The organism is Nonomuraea rubra, assembly GCF_014207985.1.
In the GTDB taxonomy this organism is placed as follows: domain Bacteria; phylum Actinomycetota; class Actinomycetes; order Streptosporangiales; family Streptosporangiaceae; genus Nonomuraea; species Nonomuraea rubra.
The window spans coordinates 4,204,878-4,223,494 of sequence record NZ_JACHMI010000001.1; the positions used below are offsets into that span (position 1 = coordinate 4,204,878).

General features: G+C 73.8%; 16 protein-coding genes. All 16 read right to left on the bottom strand.

Translation table 11 applies throughout. The features are described 5' to 3' along the window. Complete coding sequence (gene yicI, locus HD593_RS19205; protein WP_185103445.1) at nucleotides 1–2,280, bottom strand: alpha-xylosidase; 2,280 nt, start codon at nucleotides 2,278–2,280, stop codon at nucleotides 1–3. After that, a complete protein-coding gene (locus tag HD593_RS19210) occupies nucleotides 2,277–4,268 on the bottom strand; it encodes a beta-galactosidase (RefSeq protein WP_246546643.1) in 1,992 nt (663 codons plus the stop codon). Before HD593_RS19210 ends, yicI begins: the two co-directional genes overlap by 4 nt. Nucleotides 4,269–4,276: 8 nt before the next feature. Then, on the bottom strand, nucleotides 4,277–5,308 hold the full coding sequence (locus tag HD593_RS19215; RefSeq protein ID WP_185103447.1) for a LacI family DNA-binding transcriptional regulator: 1,032 nt from the start codon (nucleotides 5,306–5,308) through the stop codon (nucleotides 4,277–4,279). A gap of 538 nt (nucleotides 5,309–5,846) precedes the next feature. Further along, nucleotides 5,847–6,644 carry a PT domain-containing protein gene (locus HD593_RS65110; RefSeq protein ID WP_185103448.1) on the bottom strand — a complete coding sequence of 266 codons (798 nt, stop codon included), beginning with the start codon at nucleotides 6,642–6,644 and terminating at the stop codon, nucleotides 5,847–5,849. Between the two features lie 232 nt (nucleotides 6,645–6,876). After that, nucleotides 6,877–7,449 carry a dihydrofolate reductase family protein gene (locus HD593_RS65115; protein WP_350668393.1) on the bottom strand — a complete coding sequence of 191 codons (573 nt, stop codon included), beginning with the start codon at nucleotides 7,447–7,449 and terminating at the stop codon, nucleotides 6,877–6,879. Next, complete coding sequence (locus HD593_RS19230; RefSeq protein WP_185103450.1) at nucleotides 7,446–8,450, bottom strand: LacI family DNA-binding transcriptional regulator; 1,005 nt, start codon at nucleotides 8,448–8,450, stop codon at nucleotides 7,446–7,448. The genes HD593_RS65115 and HD593_RS19230 overlap by 4 nt, the downstream gene beginning before the upstream one ends. Beyond that, entirely contained in the window at nucleotides 8,447–9,514 is a 1,068-nt protein-coding gene (locus HD593_RS19235; RefSeq protein WP_312904442.1) for a Gfo/Idh/MocA family protein, read from the bottom strand. Before HD593_RS19235 ends, HD593_RS19230 begins: the two co-directional genes overlap by 4 nt. A 5-nt stretch (nucleotides 9,515–9,519) precedes the next feature. Beyond that, nucleotides 9,520–10,365: an amidohydrolase family protein gene (locus HD593_RS19240; protein WP_185103452.1), complete on the bottom strand. Its 846-nt coding sequence runs from the start codon at nucleotides 10,363–10,365 to the stop codon at nucleotides 9,520–9,522. Nucleotides 10,366–10,384: 19 nt separating this feature from the next. Beyond that, nucleotides 10,385–10,861: a VOC family protein gene (locus HD593_RS19245; RefSeq protein ID WP_185103453.1), complete on the bottom strand. Its 477-nt coding sequence runs from the start codon at nucleotides 10,859–10,861 to the stop codon at nucleotides 10,385–10,387. Beyond that, nucleotides 10,858–12,051, bottom strand: coding sequence for an ABC transporter permease (locus tag HD593_RS19250; RefSeq protein ID WP_185103454.1), 1,194 nt, complete (start codon nucleotides 12,049–12,051; stop codon nucleotides 10,858–10,860). The genes HD593_RS19245 and HD593_RS19250 overlap by 4 nt, the downstream gene beginning before the upstream one ends. Then, nucleotides 12,041–13,567 (bottom strand): sugar ABC transporter ATP-binding protein, encoded by a 1,527-nt coding sequence (locus HD593_RS19255; protein ID WP_221524829.1) that lies wholly within the window; start codon nucleotides 13,565–13,567, stop codon nucleotides 12,041–12,043. The genes HD593_RS19250 and HD593_RS19255 overlap by 11 nt, the downstream gene beginning before the upstream one ends. After that, nucleotides 13,549–14,520 carry a sugar ABC transporter substrate-binding protein gene (locus tag HD593_RS19260; RefSeq protein WP_185103455.1) on the bottom strand — a complete coding sequence of 324 codons (972 nt, stop codon included), beginning with the start codon at nucleotides 14,518–14,520 and terminating at the stop codon, nucleotides 13,549–13,551. The genes HD593_RS19255 and HD593_RS19260 overlap by 19 nt, the downstream gene beginning before the upstream one ends. 42 nt (nucleotides 14,521–14,562) lie before the next feature. Further along, nucleotides 14,563–15,537, bottom strand: coding sequence for an alpha-ketoacid dehydrogenase subunit beta (locus tag HD593_RS19265; protein ID WP_185103456.1), 975 nt, complete (start codon nucleotides 15,535–15,537; stop codon nucleotides 14,563–14,565). Then, a complete protein-coding gene (locus HD593_RS19270; RefSeq protein ID WP_185103457.1) occupies nucleotides 15,530–16,477 on the bottom strand; it encodes a thiamine pyrophosphate-dependent dehydrogenase E1 component subunit alpha in 948 nt (315 codons plus the stop codon). The genes HD593_RS19265 and HD593_RS19270 overlap by 8 nt, the downstream gene beginning before the upstream one ends. Further along, nucleotides 16,474–17,856, bottom strand: coding sequence for a class-II fumarase/aspartase family protein (locus tag HD593_RS19275; protein ID WP_221524830.1), 1,383 nt, complete (start codon nucleotides 17,854–17,856; stop codon nucleotides 16,474–16,476). The genes HD593_RS19270 and HD593_RS19275 overlap by 4 nt, the downstream gene beginning before the upstream one ends. 2 nt (nucleotides 17,857–17,858) lie before the next feature. Next, complete coding sequence (locus tag HD593_RS19280; protein WP_185103458.1) at nucleotides 17,859–18,617, bottom strand: SDR family NAD(P)-dependent oxidoreductase; 759 nt, start codon at nucleotides 18,615–18,617, stop codon at nucleotides 17,859–17,861.

Below are 18,617 nucleotides of genomic sequence, written 5' to 3' on the forward strand. Positions count from 1 at the left end.
TCACTCCTTGACGCTGAGCGTGATCTCGATGTGGTCGGTCGCGGGAGCCGCGGTGGTACGCGCCCCGGCGTGGCGCAGGGTCCAGGGGGCCGGCGGGCCGTTCAGCCGGCGGGCGTGCAGCCGGTCGCCCTGGCGGGACACCTCGAAGACGGCGGCCGGGGCGCCGTCGGGTGCGGGCACGGTGACGGTACGGGTCGCGCCGTCCCCGAGCTGGTAGACGTCGAGGGTGACGCCGTCGGCGTAGTCGTAGTCGGGCCGGTCGTCGCGGGCGCCGGTGGCGATCACCGCGCCCGGCCGCACCAGCAGTGGCAGGCTGTCGAAGCCGTGCCGCTCGCTGCGCCAGCCGGGCCCCGTGACGGTCTCCCCGTCGAGCAGCCGGGTCCACACCCCCGCAGGGACGTAGTACGAGACCTCCCCGTCCGCCGACAGCACGGGGGCCACCAGCAGGTCGGGGCCCAGCAGGTACTGGGCGTCCAGGTGGTCGCAGGCGCGATCCCCGGGGAACTCCAGGTGCATGGCCCGCATCATCGGCAGGCCCTCGGCCGCGGCCTGCACGGCGGCCCCGTACAGGTACGGCATCAGCCGCGCCTTGAGCTTCGTGAAGGCCCGCAGCACCTCCACGGACTCCTCGTCGAACAGCCACGGCACCCGGTAGGAACCGCTGCCGTGCAGCCGGCTGTGCGACGACAGCAGCCCGAACGCCACCCACCGCTTGAACACGGCCGGATCGGGCCGCCCCTCGAAGCCGCCGATGTCGTGGCTCCAGAACCCGAACCCGCCCAGCCCGAGTGACAGCCCGCCGCGCAGCGACTCGGCCATGGCCTCGAACGTCGACTCGCAGTCGCCGCCCCAGTGCACCGGCAGCCGCTGCCCGCCGACCGTGGCCGAGCGCGCGAACAGCACCGCCTCGCCCGGCCCCCGCCGCTCGGCCAGCACGTCGTGGACGGTCTGGTTGTAGATCAGGCTGTAGTAGTTGTGCATCCGCTCGGGGTCGGAGCCGTCGGCGTAGACCACGTCGGTGGGGATGCGCTCGCCGAAGTCGGTCTTGAACGCGTCCACCCCCATGTCGAGCAGCGCGCGCAGCTTGCCCGCGTACCAGTCGCGGGCGGCGGGGGAGGTGAAGTCCACCAGCGCCCGTCCGGCCTGCCAGTGATCATCCTGCCAGACCGTGCCGTCCGGCCTGCGCAGCAGGTGGCCGGCCGCCGCCCCCTCCTCGAACAGCTCCGACGCCTGCCCGATGTAAGGGTTGATCCACAGGCACACCCGCAGCCCCCGCTCCTTGAGCCGCCGCAGCATGCCCTCGGGATCGGGGAACACCTCCGGGTCCCACGCGAAGTCGCACCACCGGAACTGCCGCATCCAGAAGCAGTCGAAGTGGAACACGCTCAGCGGCAGGTCCCGCGCGGCCATCCCGTCCACGAACGACGTCACCGTGGCCTCGTCGTAGTCCGTGGTGAACGAGGTGGACAGCCACAGCCCGAACGACCAGGCGGGCGGCAGCGCCGGGCGGCCGGTCAGCGCCGTGTAGCGGCGCAGGATGTCCGCCGGCGTGGGCCCGTGGATGATCAGGTACTCCAGGTCGTGGCCCTCGGCGCTGAACTGCACCCGAGACACGGTCTCCGAGCCCACCTCGAACGACACCCGGCCTGGATGGTTCACGAACACCCCGTAACCCCGGTTGGTGAGGTAGAAGGGCACGTTCTTGTAGGCCATCTCGCTGCTGGTGCCGCCGTCCTCGTTCCAGATGTCGACGGACTGGCCGTTGCGGACGAGGGGGCCGAAGCGCTCGCCGAGGCCGTACACGAGCTCGCCGGCGCTCAGGCGGAGCTGCTCGATCATGAAGTGCCGGTCGGCGGGGTCGCGCACGGCGCCCAGGCTCTTGCCGGCGCTGCGGGTCAGCTCCCGGCCGCCCGCGCTGAACGTCATCTCCCAGGGCGCGTCCCTGCGGACCCGGACGGTGAGGTCGCCGCTGGTCAGGGCGGCCTCCCCGGCGTCCACGGCGATCTTCACCTCGGGCCGGTCGTCCCGTACGGCGAAGGCGGGGGAGTCGGGCACCGACCCGGCGAAGTGCACCGTGCGGACGCGGATCACGTCCGGCATCGGCGAGGACAGGTCCACCCGCAGGACCGGCCCGTCGATGGTGTTGCCGCGGCGGGTGATCTCCCGGGTGGGGGCGAGGACGCGCAGCGAGCCGTCCAGCGCGGTCACGTCGTGGGCGGCGGTGGCGTAGTCGCCGCGCACGCCGGGACGCATGCGCCAGTAGCCGTCCTTGAACTTCATGCGGTGGGAACCTCCGGGCGCAGGGCGGCGACCGCGCGGGGCGCCAGCGTGACGTGGTCGTCGGCGGGGGAGCCGGTCAGCAGGTCGACGCCCGGTTCGGGGACCGGCACGCGGACCGTGGTGGCGCCGTGGTTGAGCAGGAACAGCACCTCGCCGCGGCGCACCGCCTCCACGCCCGGCGGCAGCCCGTCCAGCACGCCGGTCACGCCCGCGTCGGCCAGCGCCCGCCCGGCCAGCGCGGCCAGGGCGGCGGGCTCGGGCATCGTGCCCACGTACCAGGCGACGCCCTCCCCCGAGCGGTGCCGCAGGATCGCCGGCCGCCCGGCCAGGTCGCCGCCGGTGAACTCGGCCACCACCTCGGCGCCGTCGGAGCGCAGCAGCTCGGTCCAGGTCTCCGCCTCGAACGGCGCGCCGCCGTGCCACCGGCAGGCCACCGGGCCTGACGCGGGCAGCCACTCCTCGCCGGAGGCGCCCAGCACCTCGCGCAGCGGCACGGGGAACCGCCCGGTCCTGACGTGCGAGTGCGGGTCCACGACGCCCGAGAACGGGCCGACCACCAGCACGCCGCCGCCGTTCACGTACGCGGTCAGCGCCGCGGCGTCCCCGTCACCGACCAGGAACAGGTTCGGCACCACGACCAGCGCGTACGCCGACAGGTCCGCGCCCGGCGGCACCACGTCCACGCTCACCCCGCGCTCGAAGAACGGCACGTAGTAGCGCAGGAGCTGGTCCACGGCGTTGAGCCGGTCACTCGGCCTGCCGCGGTCCTCCAGCGCCCACCAGCTCTCCCAGCCGAACACCATCGCCACCCGCGCGGGCACCGGCTCGCCCGCGACCCCGGCGAGCCCGCGCAGCTCCTGCCCGTGCGCGCGCACCTCGGCGTGCAGCCGCGTGTCCGGGCCCGCGTGCGGCACCATCGCGGCGTGGAAGCGCTCGGCGCCGAACCGGGAGGCCCGCCACTGGAAGTAGCACAGGCCGTCGGCGCCCCGCGCGACCGCCTGCAGCGACTCCAGCCGGAGCTGGCCGGGCGGCTTGGGCAGGTTGTGCTCGCGCCAGTTGACGGCGCCCGTCGCCTGCTCCATCAGCAGCCACGGCCGCCCTCCCGCCAGGCCGCGCATGAGGTCGTGGGTGAGCGCCGTCCTGGCGGGGCTGAGCGGGTCGCCGGGCTCCGGGTAGCAGTCGTTGGAGATCACGTCCTGCTCCCCGGCGAACGACCAGTAGTCCACCCGCTTGAAGAAGCCCATGAAGTTCGTGGTGACGGGGACGCTCGGCGTGCGGGCGCGCAGCAGGTCGCGCTGCTCGCGGAAGTGGGCGAGCAGCTCGTCCGAGCAGAAGCGCCACCAGTCGAGGCGCTGGGTGGGGTTGATGATGTACGGCGCGCGGCGCGGTGGCACCACCTCGGCCCAGTCGCCGTAGCCCTGGCTCCAGAAGGTGGTGCCCCACGCCTCGTTGAGCGTGGCCAGGTCGCCGTAGCGGTCGCGCAGCCAGGAGCGGAACGCCCTGGCGGACACGTCGCAGTGGCAGACCTCGCCGTACTCGTTGCCCACGTGCCACATCGCCAGTGCCGGGTGGGCGGCGTACCGGTCGGCGAGGGCCGTCGTGATCGACTGGGAGCGCTCCCGATATGGGCCCGAAGAAGGGCAGAACTGGTTGCGGGAGCCGTACCAGAGCCGGTGCCCGCCCTCGTCCACCGGCAGCGTCTCCGGCCAGCGGTGGCCCAGCCACGGCGGCGGCGAGGCCGTCGGGATCGCCAGGTCCACCGCGATGCCGTGCTCGGCCATCAGGTCGAGCACCCGGTCCAGCCAGCCGAAGTCGTGCCTGCCCGGCTCCGGCTCCAGCCGCGCCCAGCTGAACACGCCGACCGTGACCAGGTTGACCCCGGCGGCCCGCATCAGCTCGGCGTCCTGCTTCCACACCTCCTCCGGCCACTGCTCAGGGTTGTAGTCCCCGCCGAACAGCAGCCCGCGACCGTCGGTCAGCGTGCGCATCCCCGGCCTCACCATGTGCCCCCTTCCCGTGGTGGCGCGGAGCTGTCCCCGACCACCAGACGGCAGGGCAGCAGCCGCGCCCGCGGCCCGCCCTGCGACTCGTCCTGCAACCTGCCGATGAGCATGCGGGCGCCGAGCCGCCCCAGCTCGGTGCTGGGCGGCTCCAGCGTGGTGAGCCGCGGGTGGAACATCCCGGCCACCCGCGCCGACGACAGCACCAGCAGCAGCGTCAGATCCTCGGGGATGCGCCGGCCGTGCCGCGCCACGGCCGCGATCACGCCGGCCGCCGCGTGGTCGTCCATCACGGCCAGCGCCGTCACGTCCGGGTGGGCGTCGATCAGGTCCTCGAACGCCTTGCCGCCGTCCTCGGCCGAGCCGGGGCGGTAGCCGCCCACGTACGCCAGGCCCGCCTCCTTCGCGGCCCGCTCGAACTCGGCCCCCGCGCGGATCGCGGGCCCGTACCGGGCGGCGTGCGTGTCCTCGGCGAGGTTGAAGAAGGCCAGCTTGCGATGGCCCAGCCCGGCCACGTGCGCCACCGCCGCGTCGGCGGTGGCGGCGAAGTCGATGTCGGCGTGGTCGATCCCGCCGGGCTCCCGCGTCCGCCCGATCATCGCGAACGGCACCCCCGACTCCGCCAGGAACGCCGTCCGCTCGTCGTCCAGCCCCACCTCCATCAGCAGCACCCCGTCCACCAGCCCCAGGCCGGTCAGGTGCCGCAGCTCCTCGATGGGGTCGGCGCTCTCGGGGGACAGCAGCAGGTGATACCCCAGCTCGCCGGCCGCCTCGGCGGCGCCCGTGGCGAACTGCATCTCGGTCAGCCCGAAACCGCTGCGCGGGGCGGGAAACAGCAGCGCCAGGATGCGGGTGCGCTTGCTCTGCAGGCCGCGGGCCAGCAGGTTGGGCCGGTACCCGAGCTCCGCGGCGGCCCGCTCGACGCGCCGCCTGGTGGCCGCGGCCACGGGGCGGGTGCCGTTGAGCGCGGCGGACGCGGTACTCACGGCGACCCCGGCCCGCTCGGCCACGTCACGCAGAGAGGTCATGAGGCTCCGGGGGCCGAGTGGGCGGGGTCGAAACGTTTCGCACCACGCTAAAGTCCGGTTTGCGGGGATGTCAATGGTCTGAATTCGGGTGGCCGAAACGTGCGGGAACGGCGCTCCGGCCTGAGCATGCCCGTTCCGGGGGCGGTCCCGGAAGGGCTTGATTACGATGCGTACCCCCATCGCTACAAGGAGGATGCGGGTGCGCCGGCCGGGACGATTCATCGCGTGGGCGGGGAGCGGCGCACGGTGCCGGCGCGGGCCGGGTTCGAGCTGGTTCACGGCATCGCGTCCGGAGCCGCGGCGGGCCTGGTGATGACGGTGGTAGCCCCGGGCTGGACGGGCCCGTGGCCACCGTGGGAGGCACCGGCGCCATGCTGGTCGCGTGGTGGGCCGACCGGCGCGTCACCGGCGGCCGGAGGTGGCGGGTGACGGTCGGGGTGTCCCTCGGGCTGATCATGGGAATGCCGGCGGCGATCGCGGCCGGCCTGGTCGTCTGGGTGGTGCTGCCGCACGCGTGGCAGGCGGCGCACCTGACCGGCTACGCGGCCCTGATCCTGTCGATCGCGGTCGGCGGGGTGCTCGCCTGGCGCGGGATCCTGGACGCCGACGTGCAGCGCGCCAGGCTCAGGGCCGTCGCGGGCACCGTCGGCGTGGGGGCGCTCGTGGGGCTCGCCCTGCTGCTGCCGGTGTTCATCGAGCTGCCGGGACGCTGGGGGCTGCTCGTCGCCGTCCTGCTCGGACTGCAGGCGGCGACGGTGGCGGGCGTGCTGGTGAAGGGGCGGACACCCCGGCGGCTCGGCACCGGTGCGCACGGTTGGGCGCACGGTTGGGCGCATGGTTGGGCGCATGGTTGGGCGCATGGTTGGGCGCATGGTTGGGCGCATGGTTGGGCGCATGGTTGGGCGCGCGGCAGGGCGCGCCCGCTGCTGCGGCGGCTGCGGGCAGGAGCGCTGGGCGGAGCCTGCGTGGGGTTCGGCGGCGGGTTCGTGTACGGCATCCCGTCGGCGCCGGTCAGCCTGGCCGGGCGTGACGGGTTCTCGCTCTGGAACAGCCTGGTGGGCGGCTGGTGGATCGCCGGCACGATCAGCGGCACGGTGATCGGCACCCTGCTCGGGGTGTGCCACGGGGTGCTGTCCTGCATCGCCACGCCGGTCGCCCCCGCGCGCCTGGGCACGCCCGCACGCACCTTCCGCGACGAGCGCTCGGCCATGGCCGTGCGCGGGCTGCTCGCCCTGCCCTTCCTCGTGCTGGGCAGCGGCGTCCTCGGGCACTCGCCGCTGTACCTCGCGCTCCAGTGGATCGTGGCATACCTGCTCCTGACCACGGCGTGGACCACGTGCGGCCTCAGCGTCGCGACGCTGGCGGCCGGGCGGCGGGTGCCCTGGCGGCTGGGGCGGTTCCTGCGCGACGCCCACCGGCTCGGGCTGCTGCGCCAGGCGGGCGGCGCCTACCAGTTCCGGCACGCCGCCCTCCAGGACCGCCTGGCCCGGCGATCCGGCCGTGCGTCTCCAGCACCATCGTGCCGCCGCCATGTCCGGGGCTTCGACCGGTTCCTCCGCCTGGGAGGTTCAGCTCGACACGCGATACCAGATGTTCACGGCGTGCGGCACGTGGCCGACGCTGAGGCGGTCGAGCTTGACGTTCGTGCCGCCCGGGTGCTCGAACAGGCGCACGCCGTCGCCCAGGAACACCGGCGCGACCATCGTGAGCACCTCGTCCAGCAGGCCCGCCTCCAGGCACTGCCGGGCGACGTCCGCGCCGAGCACGTTGACGTACTTCCCGTCCGCCGCGGCCTTCGCCGCCGCGACGGCGTCGGCCAGGTTGCCGGCGAACTCGACGCCGGGCACCGGCGTGTCCGGGATGTGGTGGGTCAGCACGATCTGCGGCCCGTGCCAGGCGCCTTCGAACGCGCCCTCCTTGTCCGTGCCCTTGTTCGGGTCGTCGCCGCGGAAGGTGCGGTTGCCCACCAGCAGCGCGCCGATGCGGCCGACGAGGTCGTCCGCCAGCGGGTTCGGGCCGAGGTGCGCGGTCAGCCACGACATGTCGCCGCCGGGACCCGCGATGAAGCCGTCGGCCGACATGGTCACCGAGTACAGCAGTCTGCTCATGACCTGTAGACGATCGCGCACCCGGAAAGTCATCGTCCAGGGGGCGCGGTGGAGCGGCGCTGGATGAGCTCGATCGGCCCGGCCAGCACCTCGGCCACCGTGTCGTCCGGCTTCAGGCTGCCCAGCAGCGTCACGCCGCGCCTGCCCAGCTCCGCCAGCGGCATCCGCACCGTGGTCAGCGCCGGGTAGAGGTAGCTGGCCAGGTCGAGGTCGTGCACGGCCACGATCGACACGTCGCGCGGGATCTCCAGCCCGGCCGCCCGCACCCCCTCCATCGCGCCGATGGCCGAGGCCACGTTCGCCACGAAGACCGCGGTCGGCGGCTCGGATCCGGCCAGCAGCCGCGCCATGGCCGCCGCCCCGCCCGCCGGCGTGTAGTCGGCCGCCACGATCGGGCCCTCCGGCAGGCCCGCCTCGCGCATCGCCGCCGAGTAGCCGGCCGACCGGCGGGCGGCGGTGTCGGCGCGCGACGGGCCCGCGAGGTGGGCGATGCGGCGGTGGCCGAGCCGTACCAGGTGCTCCACGGCGAGGGCGGCGGCCCGCTGGTCGTCGAGGATGACGTACCGCTTGACGCCCCTGCTGCGGTTGTTCAGCATCAGCCAGGGGATGGCGGCCTGGTCGAGCTGCCGGGTGAGCGAGGTGTCGTCGCCGGTGCCGGCCAGCAGCAGCCCGTCGATGCGGCCCTGCCCGATGCGGTCCATGTACTCGCCCAGCCCGGCTCCGGTCGCGCTGCCGGTGACCAGCACATATCCCTGCGCCGCCGCCTCCGCCTCCGCGCCCTTGATGATCTCGGCGTAGACGGGGTTGGCGAAGTCGGGGATGAACAGCCCGAACATGTGCGCCCGCGAGGTCCGCAGGCTGCGCGCGGCCACGTTCGGCCGGTACCCCAGCTCGTCGATGGCCGCCAGCACCCGCTCGCGCGTCTCCTGGCGGATGTTGAGCGTCGGGTCCTTGTTGACCACGCGCGAGACGACGGCCCTGTCCACCCGGGCCATCGCGGCGACGTCGGCGAGCGTCACGCGGGAGCGCTTCATAGCGGCACACTCTCCCCGCTGTCCATCGACCGGTAGAGCGCGTCGAGCAGCCGCAGCGTGCCGAGGTTGTCGCGGCCCGACGTCTCCGGCTCGCCGCCCTCCGCGACCGCCTTCAGCAGCGACCCCATCGGCCCGGCCACCGCGTCGGGCAGCCAGCGGCGCGTCACCGGGTACGGCAGCCAGCCGTCCGTCGGCAGCACCCGGCTGCTGACCTCCAGGGTGTCGGGGCGGCCGTGCGGGTAGTCGTACAGCAGGCCGAGCGTGCCCTTGATCGCGCCTTCCGTGCCGTCCACGCGGAAGGACGCCTCGCCGTCGCCGGTGCGGTTCTCGTGCGTGGCGTGCACCAGCGCCCGCACGTCGCCCGGGTAGACCAGCGTGCTCATCGTGCGCGTCTCGCCCTTGGCGAGCTGGCCCGGCGTGCGGCTGCCGGTGCAGAAGACCAGCTCCGGGTCACCGAGGACCGAGCGGATCGCGTCCAGGTAGTGGATGGAGTGGTAGACGATCTCCAGCCGGTCGGTGGTGACCAGCCAGTCCCACGCGCTCCAGTCGGTGTGGATGTTCACGGTGAACGTCATCGCCGTCGGCTGCCCGATCCACCCGGCGCGCACCATGGCGCGGGCGGCGGCGATGCCCTCGTCGAAGCGGAGCTGCTGGTTGACCGCGATCTTCAGCCCGGCGGCCGCCGCCAGGTCCACGAGCTCCCGGCCGGTGGCCACGTCCGGTGCGAACGGCTTCTGGCACAGCAGGTGCCTGCCCGCGGCCAGCGCCTGCCGCGCGATGGCGGGTTGCGCCCGCGGCGCGACCGCGATGTCCACGACCTCGGCCCGCTCGTCGGCCAGCAGCTCCTCCAGCGACGCGTACGTCCTGGGCACCCCGTGACGTGCGGCCACCTCGGCGGCCCGCCCGGCGTCCAGGTCGAACAGGCCGGTCACCTCCAGCCCCGCCTGCCGGTAGGCGGGCAGGTGGGCCACGTCCACGATGGCCCCGGCGCCGACGATCGCGACCGGCCGGCGGTGCTCCGCCGGGATCGACAGGTAGGCGGCGGCCGCGATGGGCGCGAACACGTCGATCAACGCTCCTCCATCCGGTAGAAGTGGGCGGCCGTGCCGCCGAGCACCATCGCGCGCTCGGCGTCGCCCAGCCCCGACAGCGCGACCTGCGTCTCCCGCCACACCTTGGCGTAGTCGCCGGCCAGCGTGGCCACCGGCCAGTCGCTGCCGAACATCAGCCGCCCGGGCCCGAACAGCTCCAGCGCGTGCTCGACGTACGGCCGCAGGCCCTCGCCGGTCCAGGTGGCGGCGTCGGCGGCGGTGTTCAGCCCGGACACCTTGGCGTACACGCCGGGGCACTCGGCCGCGCGGGCCAGCAGCGAGGCCCACGGCTCCCACCCCTTGTCCCTGATCGGCGGCTTGGCCAGGTGGTCGATCACCATCCGCAGGCCCGGCACCCGCTCGGCCAGCACCGGCACGTGCTCCAGGTGCCGCGGCAGCACCGCCACCACGTCGAACGGCATTCCGGCCGCGGCCAGCAGCCCCAGCCCCTCGATGACGGGCTCCCGGAGCAGCCAGTCGGGGTCGGGCTCGTCGTGGATGAGATGCCTGACCCCGGCGAACCTGGCGTGCCGCCGGTAGCGCTCCAGCGCCTGCGCCGCCTCCTCGGGCCGCAGCAGCGGCACCCAGCCCACCACCGCGCCGACGAAGTCGTGGGCGTCGGCCTGCGCCAGCATGGCGTCGGTGTCGGCGTAGGAGTCCATCGACTGCACCAGGACGGTGCGGTCCACGCCCGCCGCGGCGAGCTGGGGGATGAGCTCCTCCGGCTCGAACGTACGGAAGATCGGCCCGGCCTCGGGCGTCAGCCAGGGGTACGAACCCGTCTCCAGGTTCCAGAAGTGCTGGTGAGCGTCGACGACGGGCATCCGGCCCCTCCTCCCATGATCAATCGTTTGAGCGCAACAAAATAGCAGGAGGCTGGACGAGTTCCAGCGTGATCTCGTCCGGGTCGAGGAAGTAGCAGGCGTAACCGCCCTTGTTCACCCCGGCCGTGATCTCCTCCGGCGGGTTGACGAACCGTACCCCGGCCGCCGACAGGCGGGCGTGCTCGGCGCGGGCGTCCTCGACCGTGAGTGCCAGGTGCGCGGCGCCCGGCAGGTGGCGGGCGGGGTCGCGGGCCTCGCCGCGCGGCTGGACGTACTCGACCAGCTCCAGGTCGTGGGTGGAGACGCCGCGCGGCTGGCCGGGCACGGCGAGCTGGGCCACGCGCAGCACCGCGTCCGGGTAGCCGACGAGCCTGCGGGTGTAGTCGTTGTCCTGCTCCTGCCGGTGCACCAGCGTGAAGCCGAGCAGGTCGCGGTAGAACGCCACGGACCTGCCGAGGTCGGCGACGGTGAACGAGAAGTGCCAGACGCCTCTCATCGCAGGGCCTCCTGCCTGACCGGTACCGATGGTGGTTTCGACGATTCCCTTACCCGTTTGACCTGCCGCTGGCGGCCGGCGACGGTGTAGATGGCGGCGGCCACGACGACGACCGTGCCGACGATGACCCCCTGGTAGTTGGCGCCGAGGTTGAGCACGTTGAAGCCGTTGTCCAGGGTGAAGAGGATGAGCGCCCCCACCACCGACTTCAGCACGCTGCCCAGCCCGCCGAAGAGCGAGGTGCCGCCGAGGATGGCCGCGGCCAGCACGGTCAGCTCGGTGCCCTGCAGGCCCGTCGGGTTGATCGCCAGCAGCTTGGCCGCGAACAGGATGCCGACGAAGCCGGAGCCGAGCCCGTTCAGCACGAAGGCGCCGATCTTGTAGCGGTTGACGTTGATGCCGGACAGGCGGGCCGCCTCGGCGTTCGCGCCTACCGCGTACAGGCGGCGGCCGATCACGGTGTACCGCAGCACCGCCCAGGTGACCCCGGCGATCACGATCAGGTAGTAGGTGGGCTTGCTCAGCCGCAGCTCGAACCCGAGCACCGGGCTGAGCACGATCGCCACCACGCCGGCGGCGAGCATGGCGATCCCCCCGGGGCGCGAACGGTGCAGCAGGACGAACACCCCCGCCGCGGCGGCCGCCACGCCCAGGACGGCCAGGATGTGCGGGACCGTCCAGTACCCGGCCTGCAGCGCGATCAGCGAGCTCTGCGCGCCGGGATCCTGGGCGGTGATCGTGCGGCCGTCGGTGAGGATGAGCACCAGCCCGCGCACGGCCGTCATCGTGCCCAGCGTCACGATGAACGCGTTGATGCCGACGAGCTGCACGATCAGCCCGTTCACCGCCCCGCACACCAGGCCCGCGCCCAGCGCGATCGCCATCGCGGCCGGCAGGCCCAGCGGCGCCACCAGGCTGAGCACGGTGGCCGCCGAGAAGGCCGCCACCGAGGCCACGGACAGGTCGAAGTTCCCGCTGATCAGGACGACCGTGGTGAACACGGCGAGGATGGCGATCAGCGACGACTGGTCGAGGATGTTGATGACGTTCGTCGCCGACAGGTACGGCGGGCGGCCGAGCTGCGCCGTCAGCAGCGTCAGCACGGCGACGATCAGCAGCAGGGCGTAGACCACGCCCGCGTTGCCCGGCCGCAGCGCGGCGGCCAGCCGTGAACGAATCTCAGGCGGCATGCGTCGCGCCTCCCTCGCCGAATCCGTTCGCCAGCATCAGCAACTCCTCCTCGGATGTCTCGGTCGCCGCCCGTTCGGCGACGATGCGGCCCTCGCGCACGACCAGCACCCGGGTCGCCACCGCGAGGATCTCCTCGAACTCGCTGCTCACGACCAGCACCGCGCCCCCGCCCGCGGCGAAGCGGCGGACCAGCTCCAGGATGTCGGCCTTGGCGCCGACGTCCACGCCGGCGGTGGGCTCGTCGAGCATGAAGACGCGGGCGCCGCCGTACAGCCACTTGCCGAACACGACCTTCTGCGCGTTCCCTCCGGACAGCTCGGCCGGCAGCGCGCCGGGGCCGGCGCAGACGATGCCGAGGTCGGCGATGGCCCGTTCCGCCCGCTCCTGCTCGGCCGCCTCGCGCGGCAGCGACCGGCCCGACGACAGGGACGGCAGGTCGGGCAGCGAGATGTTCTTCCAGATCGGGAACGTGCCCACCAGCCCCTGGGCGCCGCGGTCCTCGGGCACCAGCGCCATGCCCGCGGCCACGGCGGCGCGCGGGGTCCGGCGGACCTGGCGGCCCCCGACCAGCACCTCGCCGGTGGCGCGCGGGTCGGCGCCGTAGACGGCGTGCAGGATCTCGGAGCGGCCGGAGCCGAGCAGCCCGGCCAGCCCGATCACCTCGCCCGCCCTGGCCTCGAACGACACGTCCCGCACGCCCGACGGCGAGCCGAGCCCGCGCACCGACAGCAGCACCGGGGCGTCCTCCGGCACCGGCTCGGCGCCGCGCCGCTCGGCCTCCAGCAGGTCGCGGCCCACGATGACCTGGACGAGGCGGTCCTCGTCGTAGTCGCCGGTGGCGCCCTCCTCCACGACCGTGCCGTCACGCAGCACGGTGACCCGGTCGGTCAGGGCGAGCACCTCGTCCAGGAAGTGCGAGACGTAAAGGAAGGCCGTGCCCTGGGCGGAGAGCCTGCGGACGACGTCGAAGACGACCTGCCGCTCGCCCTCGGCCAGCGAGGCGGTCGGCTCGTCCATCACGACCAGCTCCGCGCCGGTGGCCAGCGCCTGGAGGACCGCGACCATCTGCCGCTCGCCGATGGCCAGCCCGGCCACCTCGGCGTCGGGGTCGATGGCGTAGCCGACCCGCTCCAGCAGCCGGGCGAACTCGGCGCGGCGGGCCCGGGGCAGCCGCCAGGGGCCGGGGGTGCCGAGGAAGACGTTCTCCAGCACGGTGAGCGTGGGGGCGAGCGGCACGTGCTGCATGATCGTGGCCACGCCCGCCTTCCTGGCGGCGCCCGGCGTGCGCCAGGCGACCTGCTCGCCCTTCCACCGGACCTGGCCCGAGGTCGGCTCGTGCGCGCCCGCGATCACCTTGATCATCGTGGACTTGCCCGCGCCGTTCGCGCCGACCAGGCCGTGCACGCTGCCCGGGTGCACGGTCAGGCGGGCGTCCCTGAGCGCGACGGTGCCGTTGGGGAACTCCTTGCCGATGCCCGTCAGGGACAGCAGTGGCGTCACCATTGCGGCGTGCAATCGGTGAGGTTGTCCTTGGTGATGGCCGGGGTGTCGTAGGTGACGAACGCCGCGTCCTGCTTCTTCTGCCCGGTCAGGTGCTGGTACAGCGTGGTGAGGGCGAGCTTGCCCAGGTCCTCGGGCTTGTAGCAGACGGTCCCCGCGATCGCGCCCGACTTGACGGCGTCGATGCCCAGCTTGCTGCCGCCGATGCCGACGATCTTCGCCTTGGAGCCGGCCGCGGCGACCGCCTTGGCGCAGCCCGCAGCCATGTCGTCGGACTGGGCGTAGAAGAGCTGGGTGTCGGGGTTGGACGAGAGCATGTTCTGGCAGGCCGACTGGGCCTTGTCCTGCACCCAGTCACCAGGCTGGCGGGCCACGACCTCGTACGTGGCGCCCTTGGCCGCCGCCGACTTGGGGAACTCCTGGTAGCGCTGGACCACCTCGGCGAAGCCGGCCTGGCCCTCGACGATCGCCATCTTGCCGCCCCCGGGGACGACGCTCGCGGCGATCTCGCCGGCCTTGCCGCCGGCCGCGTACTCGTCCTGGGTGACCAGGGCGACCAGGCCCGGGTAGACGTCCTTGAGCCGGCGCTGCTTCGGGTCGCCGACCTGCGAGGCGACGGCCACGGTGGGAATGTTGGAGGCCTTGAGCCGGTCGGCCAGGCCCTGCGCTACGCCCGAGTCGACGGGCAGGATGAGCACGCCGTCGGGCTGCTGGGCGATGAGGTCCTGGACGTCGTTGCTCTGCTTGTCGGCCTTGCCCTGGGCGTCCAGCTCGACGATCTTCACGCCGAGCCTGTCCGCCTCCTCCTTGATGCCCTTGCCGATGGCGGCCGGGAAGGGGAAGCTCAGGCCCAGGTTGGAGACCCCGATGGTGTACTGCTTCTGGCCGTCGCCGGCCGCGCCGGTGGATCCGCCGCAGGCCGTCGCGCCCATCATGAGGGCGGCGGCGACGAGGAGTGACTTCTTCATGCTCTTTCTCCTGCCGGAGTCAATCGTTTGACTAGCGGGCTGTCAGCCCTTGACCAAACCCCGTACGTCCCCGGTGATGCGCGCGGCGTCCGGCACCAGTGACTGGGCCAGCGCCGGCGCGGCCGGCATCCGCACGTCCGGCGTACCGATCCGGATCGGCGGCGCGAGCAGGGGCACCCCCGCCCCCGCGACGCGGGCGACGACCTCCGCGCCGAAACCCCCCGTGACGTTCGCCTCGTGCACGACCGCCAGCCTGCCCGTCCTGCCGGCGCTCGCGAGCACCGCGCCGGTGTCGAACGGGTTCAGCCACGGCGTCTCCAGCACCTCGGCCTCGATCCCGTCGCCGGCCAGCGCCTCCGCCGCCTCCAGCACGCGCTCCGTCATCGCGCCCCAGGTCACGATCGTGACGTCGGAGCCCGCGCGGCGGGTCCGCGCCCCGCCCATCGGCCGCACCGGGCCGCCCGTCTCGACGGGCTCCTTCCGGCCGAAGTAGAGGGTGCGGTTCTCGATCACCAGCACCGGGTCGTCGCAGTGCACGGCCGTCACCAGCAGGTCGTAGGCGTCCTGCGGCGTGCTCGGCATGCACACCCGCAAGCCCGGCACGTGCAGGAACAGCGCCTCCAGGCACTGCGAGTGCTGCGCGCACGCGCCCGGCGCGTTGCCCTGCTGGGTGCGGATCGTCAGCGGCGCCGTCAACCGGCCGCCCGAGACGTAGCGCACGTTGGCCGCCTGGTTGACGATCTGGTCCAGCGCGACCAGCGAGAAGTCGGCCCACATGATCTCCACGATCGGGCGGCGGCCGAACATCGCCGCGCCCACCGCGCTGCCCAGGATCGCCGACTCGCTGATCGGGGTGTCGAAGGCCCGCTCGCCGTACTGCTTGCGCAGCCCCCGCGTCACCCCGAACACGCCGCCGGGCACGCCCACGTCCTCGCCGTAGACCAGGGTCTCCGGCAGCTCCTCCATCAGGCGGTGCAGGGCCGCGTTCACGGCCTCGCCATAGGTCATCTCACGCATACAGGTGCTCCATCGCTGTGGCGGGGTCGGCCGGGGGCGACTGGCGCGCGGCCTCGGCGGCGGCGTCCATCTCGGCGCGCGCCCGGCGCTCCACCGCGTCGATCTCCCGCTCCGGCACGCCGTCGGCCAGCAGCCCGGCGCGCAGCCTGGCGATCGGCTCCCTGCGCCTGATCCGCTCCAGCTCGCCCGGCTGCCGGTAGGTCTCGGCGTCGCCGATGTAGTGGCCGACCAGCCGCTCGGTCATGCACTCCAGCAGCGTCGGGCCGCCGCCCTCGCGGGCCACCTCCAGCGCGTCGCGCACGTGGAAGCGCACCGCCTCGGCGTCGTTGCCGTCGATCCGGTGTCCCGGCATGCCGTACGCGGCGGCGCGGTCGGCCAGGCGCGGGCTGCGCACCATGTCGGCGATCGGCGTCAGCTCGGAGTACCGGTTGTTCTCGCACACGAACACGACCGGCAGGCTGAACGCGGCGGCGAAGTTCATCGCCTCGTGCACCGCGCCCTGGTTCATCGCGCCGTCGCCGAACACGCTCACCGCGACCCGGCCAGAGCCGTCGTACCGGCCCGCCAGCGCCGCGCCGCACGCGATGGGCGCGCCCGCGCCGACGATGGAGTTCTCGCCGTGGAATCCGTACTCGGCGGCGGTGAAGTACGCCGACCCGCCGCGCCCGCCGTTGACCCCGCTCGCCCGGCCCATCAGCTCGGCGAACAGCGGCTCGGCCGGAACGCCCCTGGCCAGCGCCCACCCGTGCCCCCGGTAGGTCGCGAACAGCGCGTCCTGCGGCTCCAGCACCTCGCACGCCCCTACCGGGATCGCCTCCTGCCCGACGCACAGGTGGACGGAGCCGACGATCGGCCCCTCGGCCCGCAGGTCGCGCACCTTCTCCTCGAACGCGCGGATCCGCCACATGGCCAGCAGGTCCGCCAGCCTTCTCTCACTCATGCCGACTCCTCCAGTACCGCTTCCTCTCGCCCCGCTCCGGGCCCGGCCCGCCAGGCCGCCAGCGCCGCGGCGCAGACGGCCTCGGCGTCGCCGACGTAGGACTCGGGCGGGATGGGCAGCGCGCCCAGGCTCTCCAGGTCGCCCGGCCCCGCCACCTCCAGCAGCGCGTCGGCCAGCGCCCGGCCGTGCTCGCGCGCCTCGTGCGCCGCCTTGTAGACCAGGTCGTGGGCCCGCTCCCGGCCCAGCGCCGGGGCCAGCCGCATCATGTACGCCTCCGCCATGATCAGGCCGCCCTCCGCGTCCAGGTTGGCGCGCATGGCCTCCGGGTAGACCCGCAGGCCGGCCGCGACGTCGGCGGCCGTGGCCAGCGCGCCCGCGGCCAGCTCGGCCAGCAGCGGCACGGCGTACCACTCCACCTGCCACTCGCCGGCCGCCCGCTCGTGCCCGGCCTCCATCGCGCGGAACAGGGCGGAGCTGAGCGCGCCCGCCGTGCCCGACATGCCGATCACGGCCTCGCAGCCGATCGGGTTGGCCTTCTGCGGCATCGTCGAGGAGGCGCCGCGGTGGTGGCCGCCCGCCTCGCGCACCTCGCCCACCTCGGTCCTGGACAGGTCCACGACCTCGCGGGCGAAGCGGGCCGCGGTCGCCGCCAGCGACGCGCACGTCACGCCGAACTCCGCCACGCCGTCCCTGGCCACGTGCCACGGCACCTCGGTCGTGCGCAGGCCCAGCTCCCGCGCCAGCGCCGCCCGTACGGCCGAGGAACGCTCGCCCATGGCGGCCGAGGTGCCGCCCGCGCCGAACAGCGACACCACCCGCACCTGCCGCGCCGTGGCGCCGACCCGCTCGCGCTGCCGCGTCACCTCCGCCAGCAGCACCGCCAGCTTCGCGCCGAACGTCGTCGGCACCGCCTGCTGCGCGTGCGTACGGGCGGCCACGACCGTGCCCGCGTGCCCGGCCACCAGCCCCGCCACCGCGTCGCCGAAGGCGCCGAGCAGCTCGGACAGCCGGTCGAGCGCCTCGCCGAGCTGCAGGGCCAGGCCGGTGTCCATGATGTCCTGCGTGGTCGCGCCGTAGTGCACGCGGCCGTTCGGGCCCTCAGGGAGGGCCGCCGAGATCATCCGTACCAGGGGGAGGATCGGGTAGCCCACGTTCGCCGCCTCCGCCCACAGGCGCGGCAGGTCGATGTTGGCGGGCACGCACGCCGCGGCGATGGCCTCGGCGTCGCCCGGCTCGATCACGCCCGCCTCCGCCTGCGCCCAGGCCAGCGCCTCCTCGGTACGCAGCCACGCCAGCACCGTGCGCTCGGCGGAGAAGATCTCGGCCATCACGCCGTCGCCGAACAGCTCGGGCAGCAGCTTGAACGTCTGCCTGTTCAAGGTCAGTTCATCTCCAGTCCGCCGTCGACGTTCAGCGCCTGGCCCGTCACGAACGACGCCAGGTCGCTGGCCAGGAACAACACCGCCGAGGCGACCTCCTCGGGCCGCCCGGGGCGCTTGAGCGGCGAGCGCTCGCTGACCTCCTTGAGGTAGCCGGCGCCCGCGTCGGGGCCGAAGCGGCGGTCGCGGTCGCTGATGATGTCGTCCCACATGGCGGTGAGGAAGACGCCGGGGCAGACCGCGTTCACCCGTACGGGCGCCAGCGCCTCGGCCGCCGACTTCGTCAGCGACAGCAGCGCCGTCTTGGCGGCCGAGTAGTGGGCGGCGTTGGGCCGGCCGGAGCGGGCGGCCACCGAGGCCAGCGTCACGATCGAGCCGCCGCCCTGCCCGGCCATGCGCCGCCCGGCGGCCTGGGTGAGCCAGAACGTGGCGTTGAGGTTGACGTCCACGATCCGCAGCCACTCCTCGGGCTCGATGTCGAGCAGGGGAGTGGTGCGCATGATCCCGGCGCAGTTCACCAGCACGTCGATCCGGTCCAGCCCGTCCACCAGGGCCCGCGCCTGGGCCCGGTCGGTGAGGTCGGCCGCCCGCTTCGCCACGCCCAGCCCGGCCGCCGCCTCGTCGAGCCGCGGGCCCTCCAGGTCGGAGAGCACGACATCCGCTCCGGCGTCGGCCAGCGCGCGGGCGCAGGCGAGGCCGAGACCTCCCGCGCCGCCCGTGACGAGCGCGGTCCGGCCCGTCAGGTCGATCGTGACCGCCAT

What these genes read in the sequence shown, in the direction of transcription:
- yicI (WP_185103445.1), bottom strand. Translation starts at nt 2,280, where the DNA reads ATGAAGTTCAAGGACGGCTACTGGCGCATGCGTCCCGGCGTGCGCGGC.
- HD593_RS19210 (WP_246546643.1), bottom strand. Translation starts at nt 4,268, where the DNA reads ATGCGCACGCTGACCGACGGTCGCGGGCTGCTGTTCGGCGGGGACTAC.
- HD593_RS19215 (WP_185103447.1), bottom strand. Translation starts at nt 5,308, where the DNA reads ATGACCTCTCTGCGTGACGTGGCCGAGCGGGCCGGGGTCGCCGTGAGT.
- HD593_RS65115 (WP_350668393.1), bottom strand. Translation starts at nt 7,449, where the DNA reads ATGACTTTCCGGGTGCGCGATCGTCTACAGGTCATGAGCAGACTGCTG.
- HD593_RS19230 (WP_185103450.1), bottom strand. Translation starts at nt 8,450, where the DNA reads ATGAAGCGCTCCCGCGTGACGCTCGCCGACGTCGCCGCGATGGCCCGG.
- HD593_RS19240 (WP_185103452.1), bottom strand. Translation starts at nt 10,365, where the DNA reads ATGCCCGTCGTCGACGCTCACCAGCACTTCTGGAACCTGGAGACGGGT.
- HD593_RS19245 (WP_185103453.1), bottom strand. Translation starts at nt 10,861, where the DNA reads ATGAGAGGCGTCTGGCACTTCTCGTTCACCGTCGCCGACCTCGGCAGG.
- HD593_RS19250 (WP_185103454.1), bottom strand. Translation starts at nt 12,051, where the DNA reads ATGCCGCCTGAGATTCGTTCACGGCTGGCCGCCGCGCTGCGGCCGGGC.
- HD593_RS19260 (WP_185103455.1), bottom strand. Translation starts at nt 14,520, where the DNA reads ATGAAGAAGTCACTCCTCGTCGCCGCCGCCCTCATGATGGGCGCGACG.
- HD593_RS19265 (WP_185103456.1), bottom strand. Translation starts at nt 15,537, where the DNA reads ATGCGTGAGATGACCTATGGCGAGGCCGTGAACGCGGCCCTGCACCGC.
- HD593_RS19270 (WP_185103457.1), bottom strand. Translation starts at nt 16,477, where the DNA reads ATGAGTGAGAGAAGGCTGGCGGACCTGCTGGCCATGTGGCGGATCCGC.
- HD593_RS19280 (WP_185103458.1), bottom strand. Translation starts at nt 18,617, where the DNA reads ATGGCGGTCACGATCGACCTGACGGGCCGGACCGCGCTCGTCACGGGC.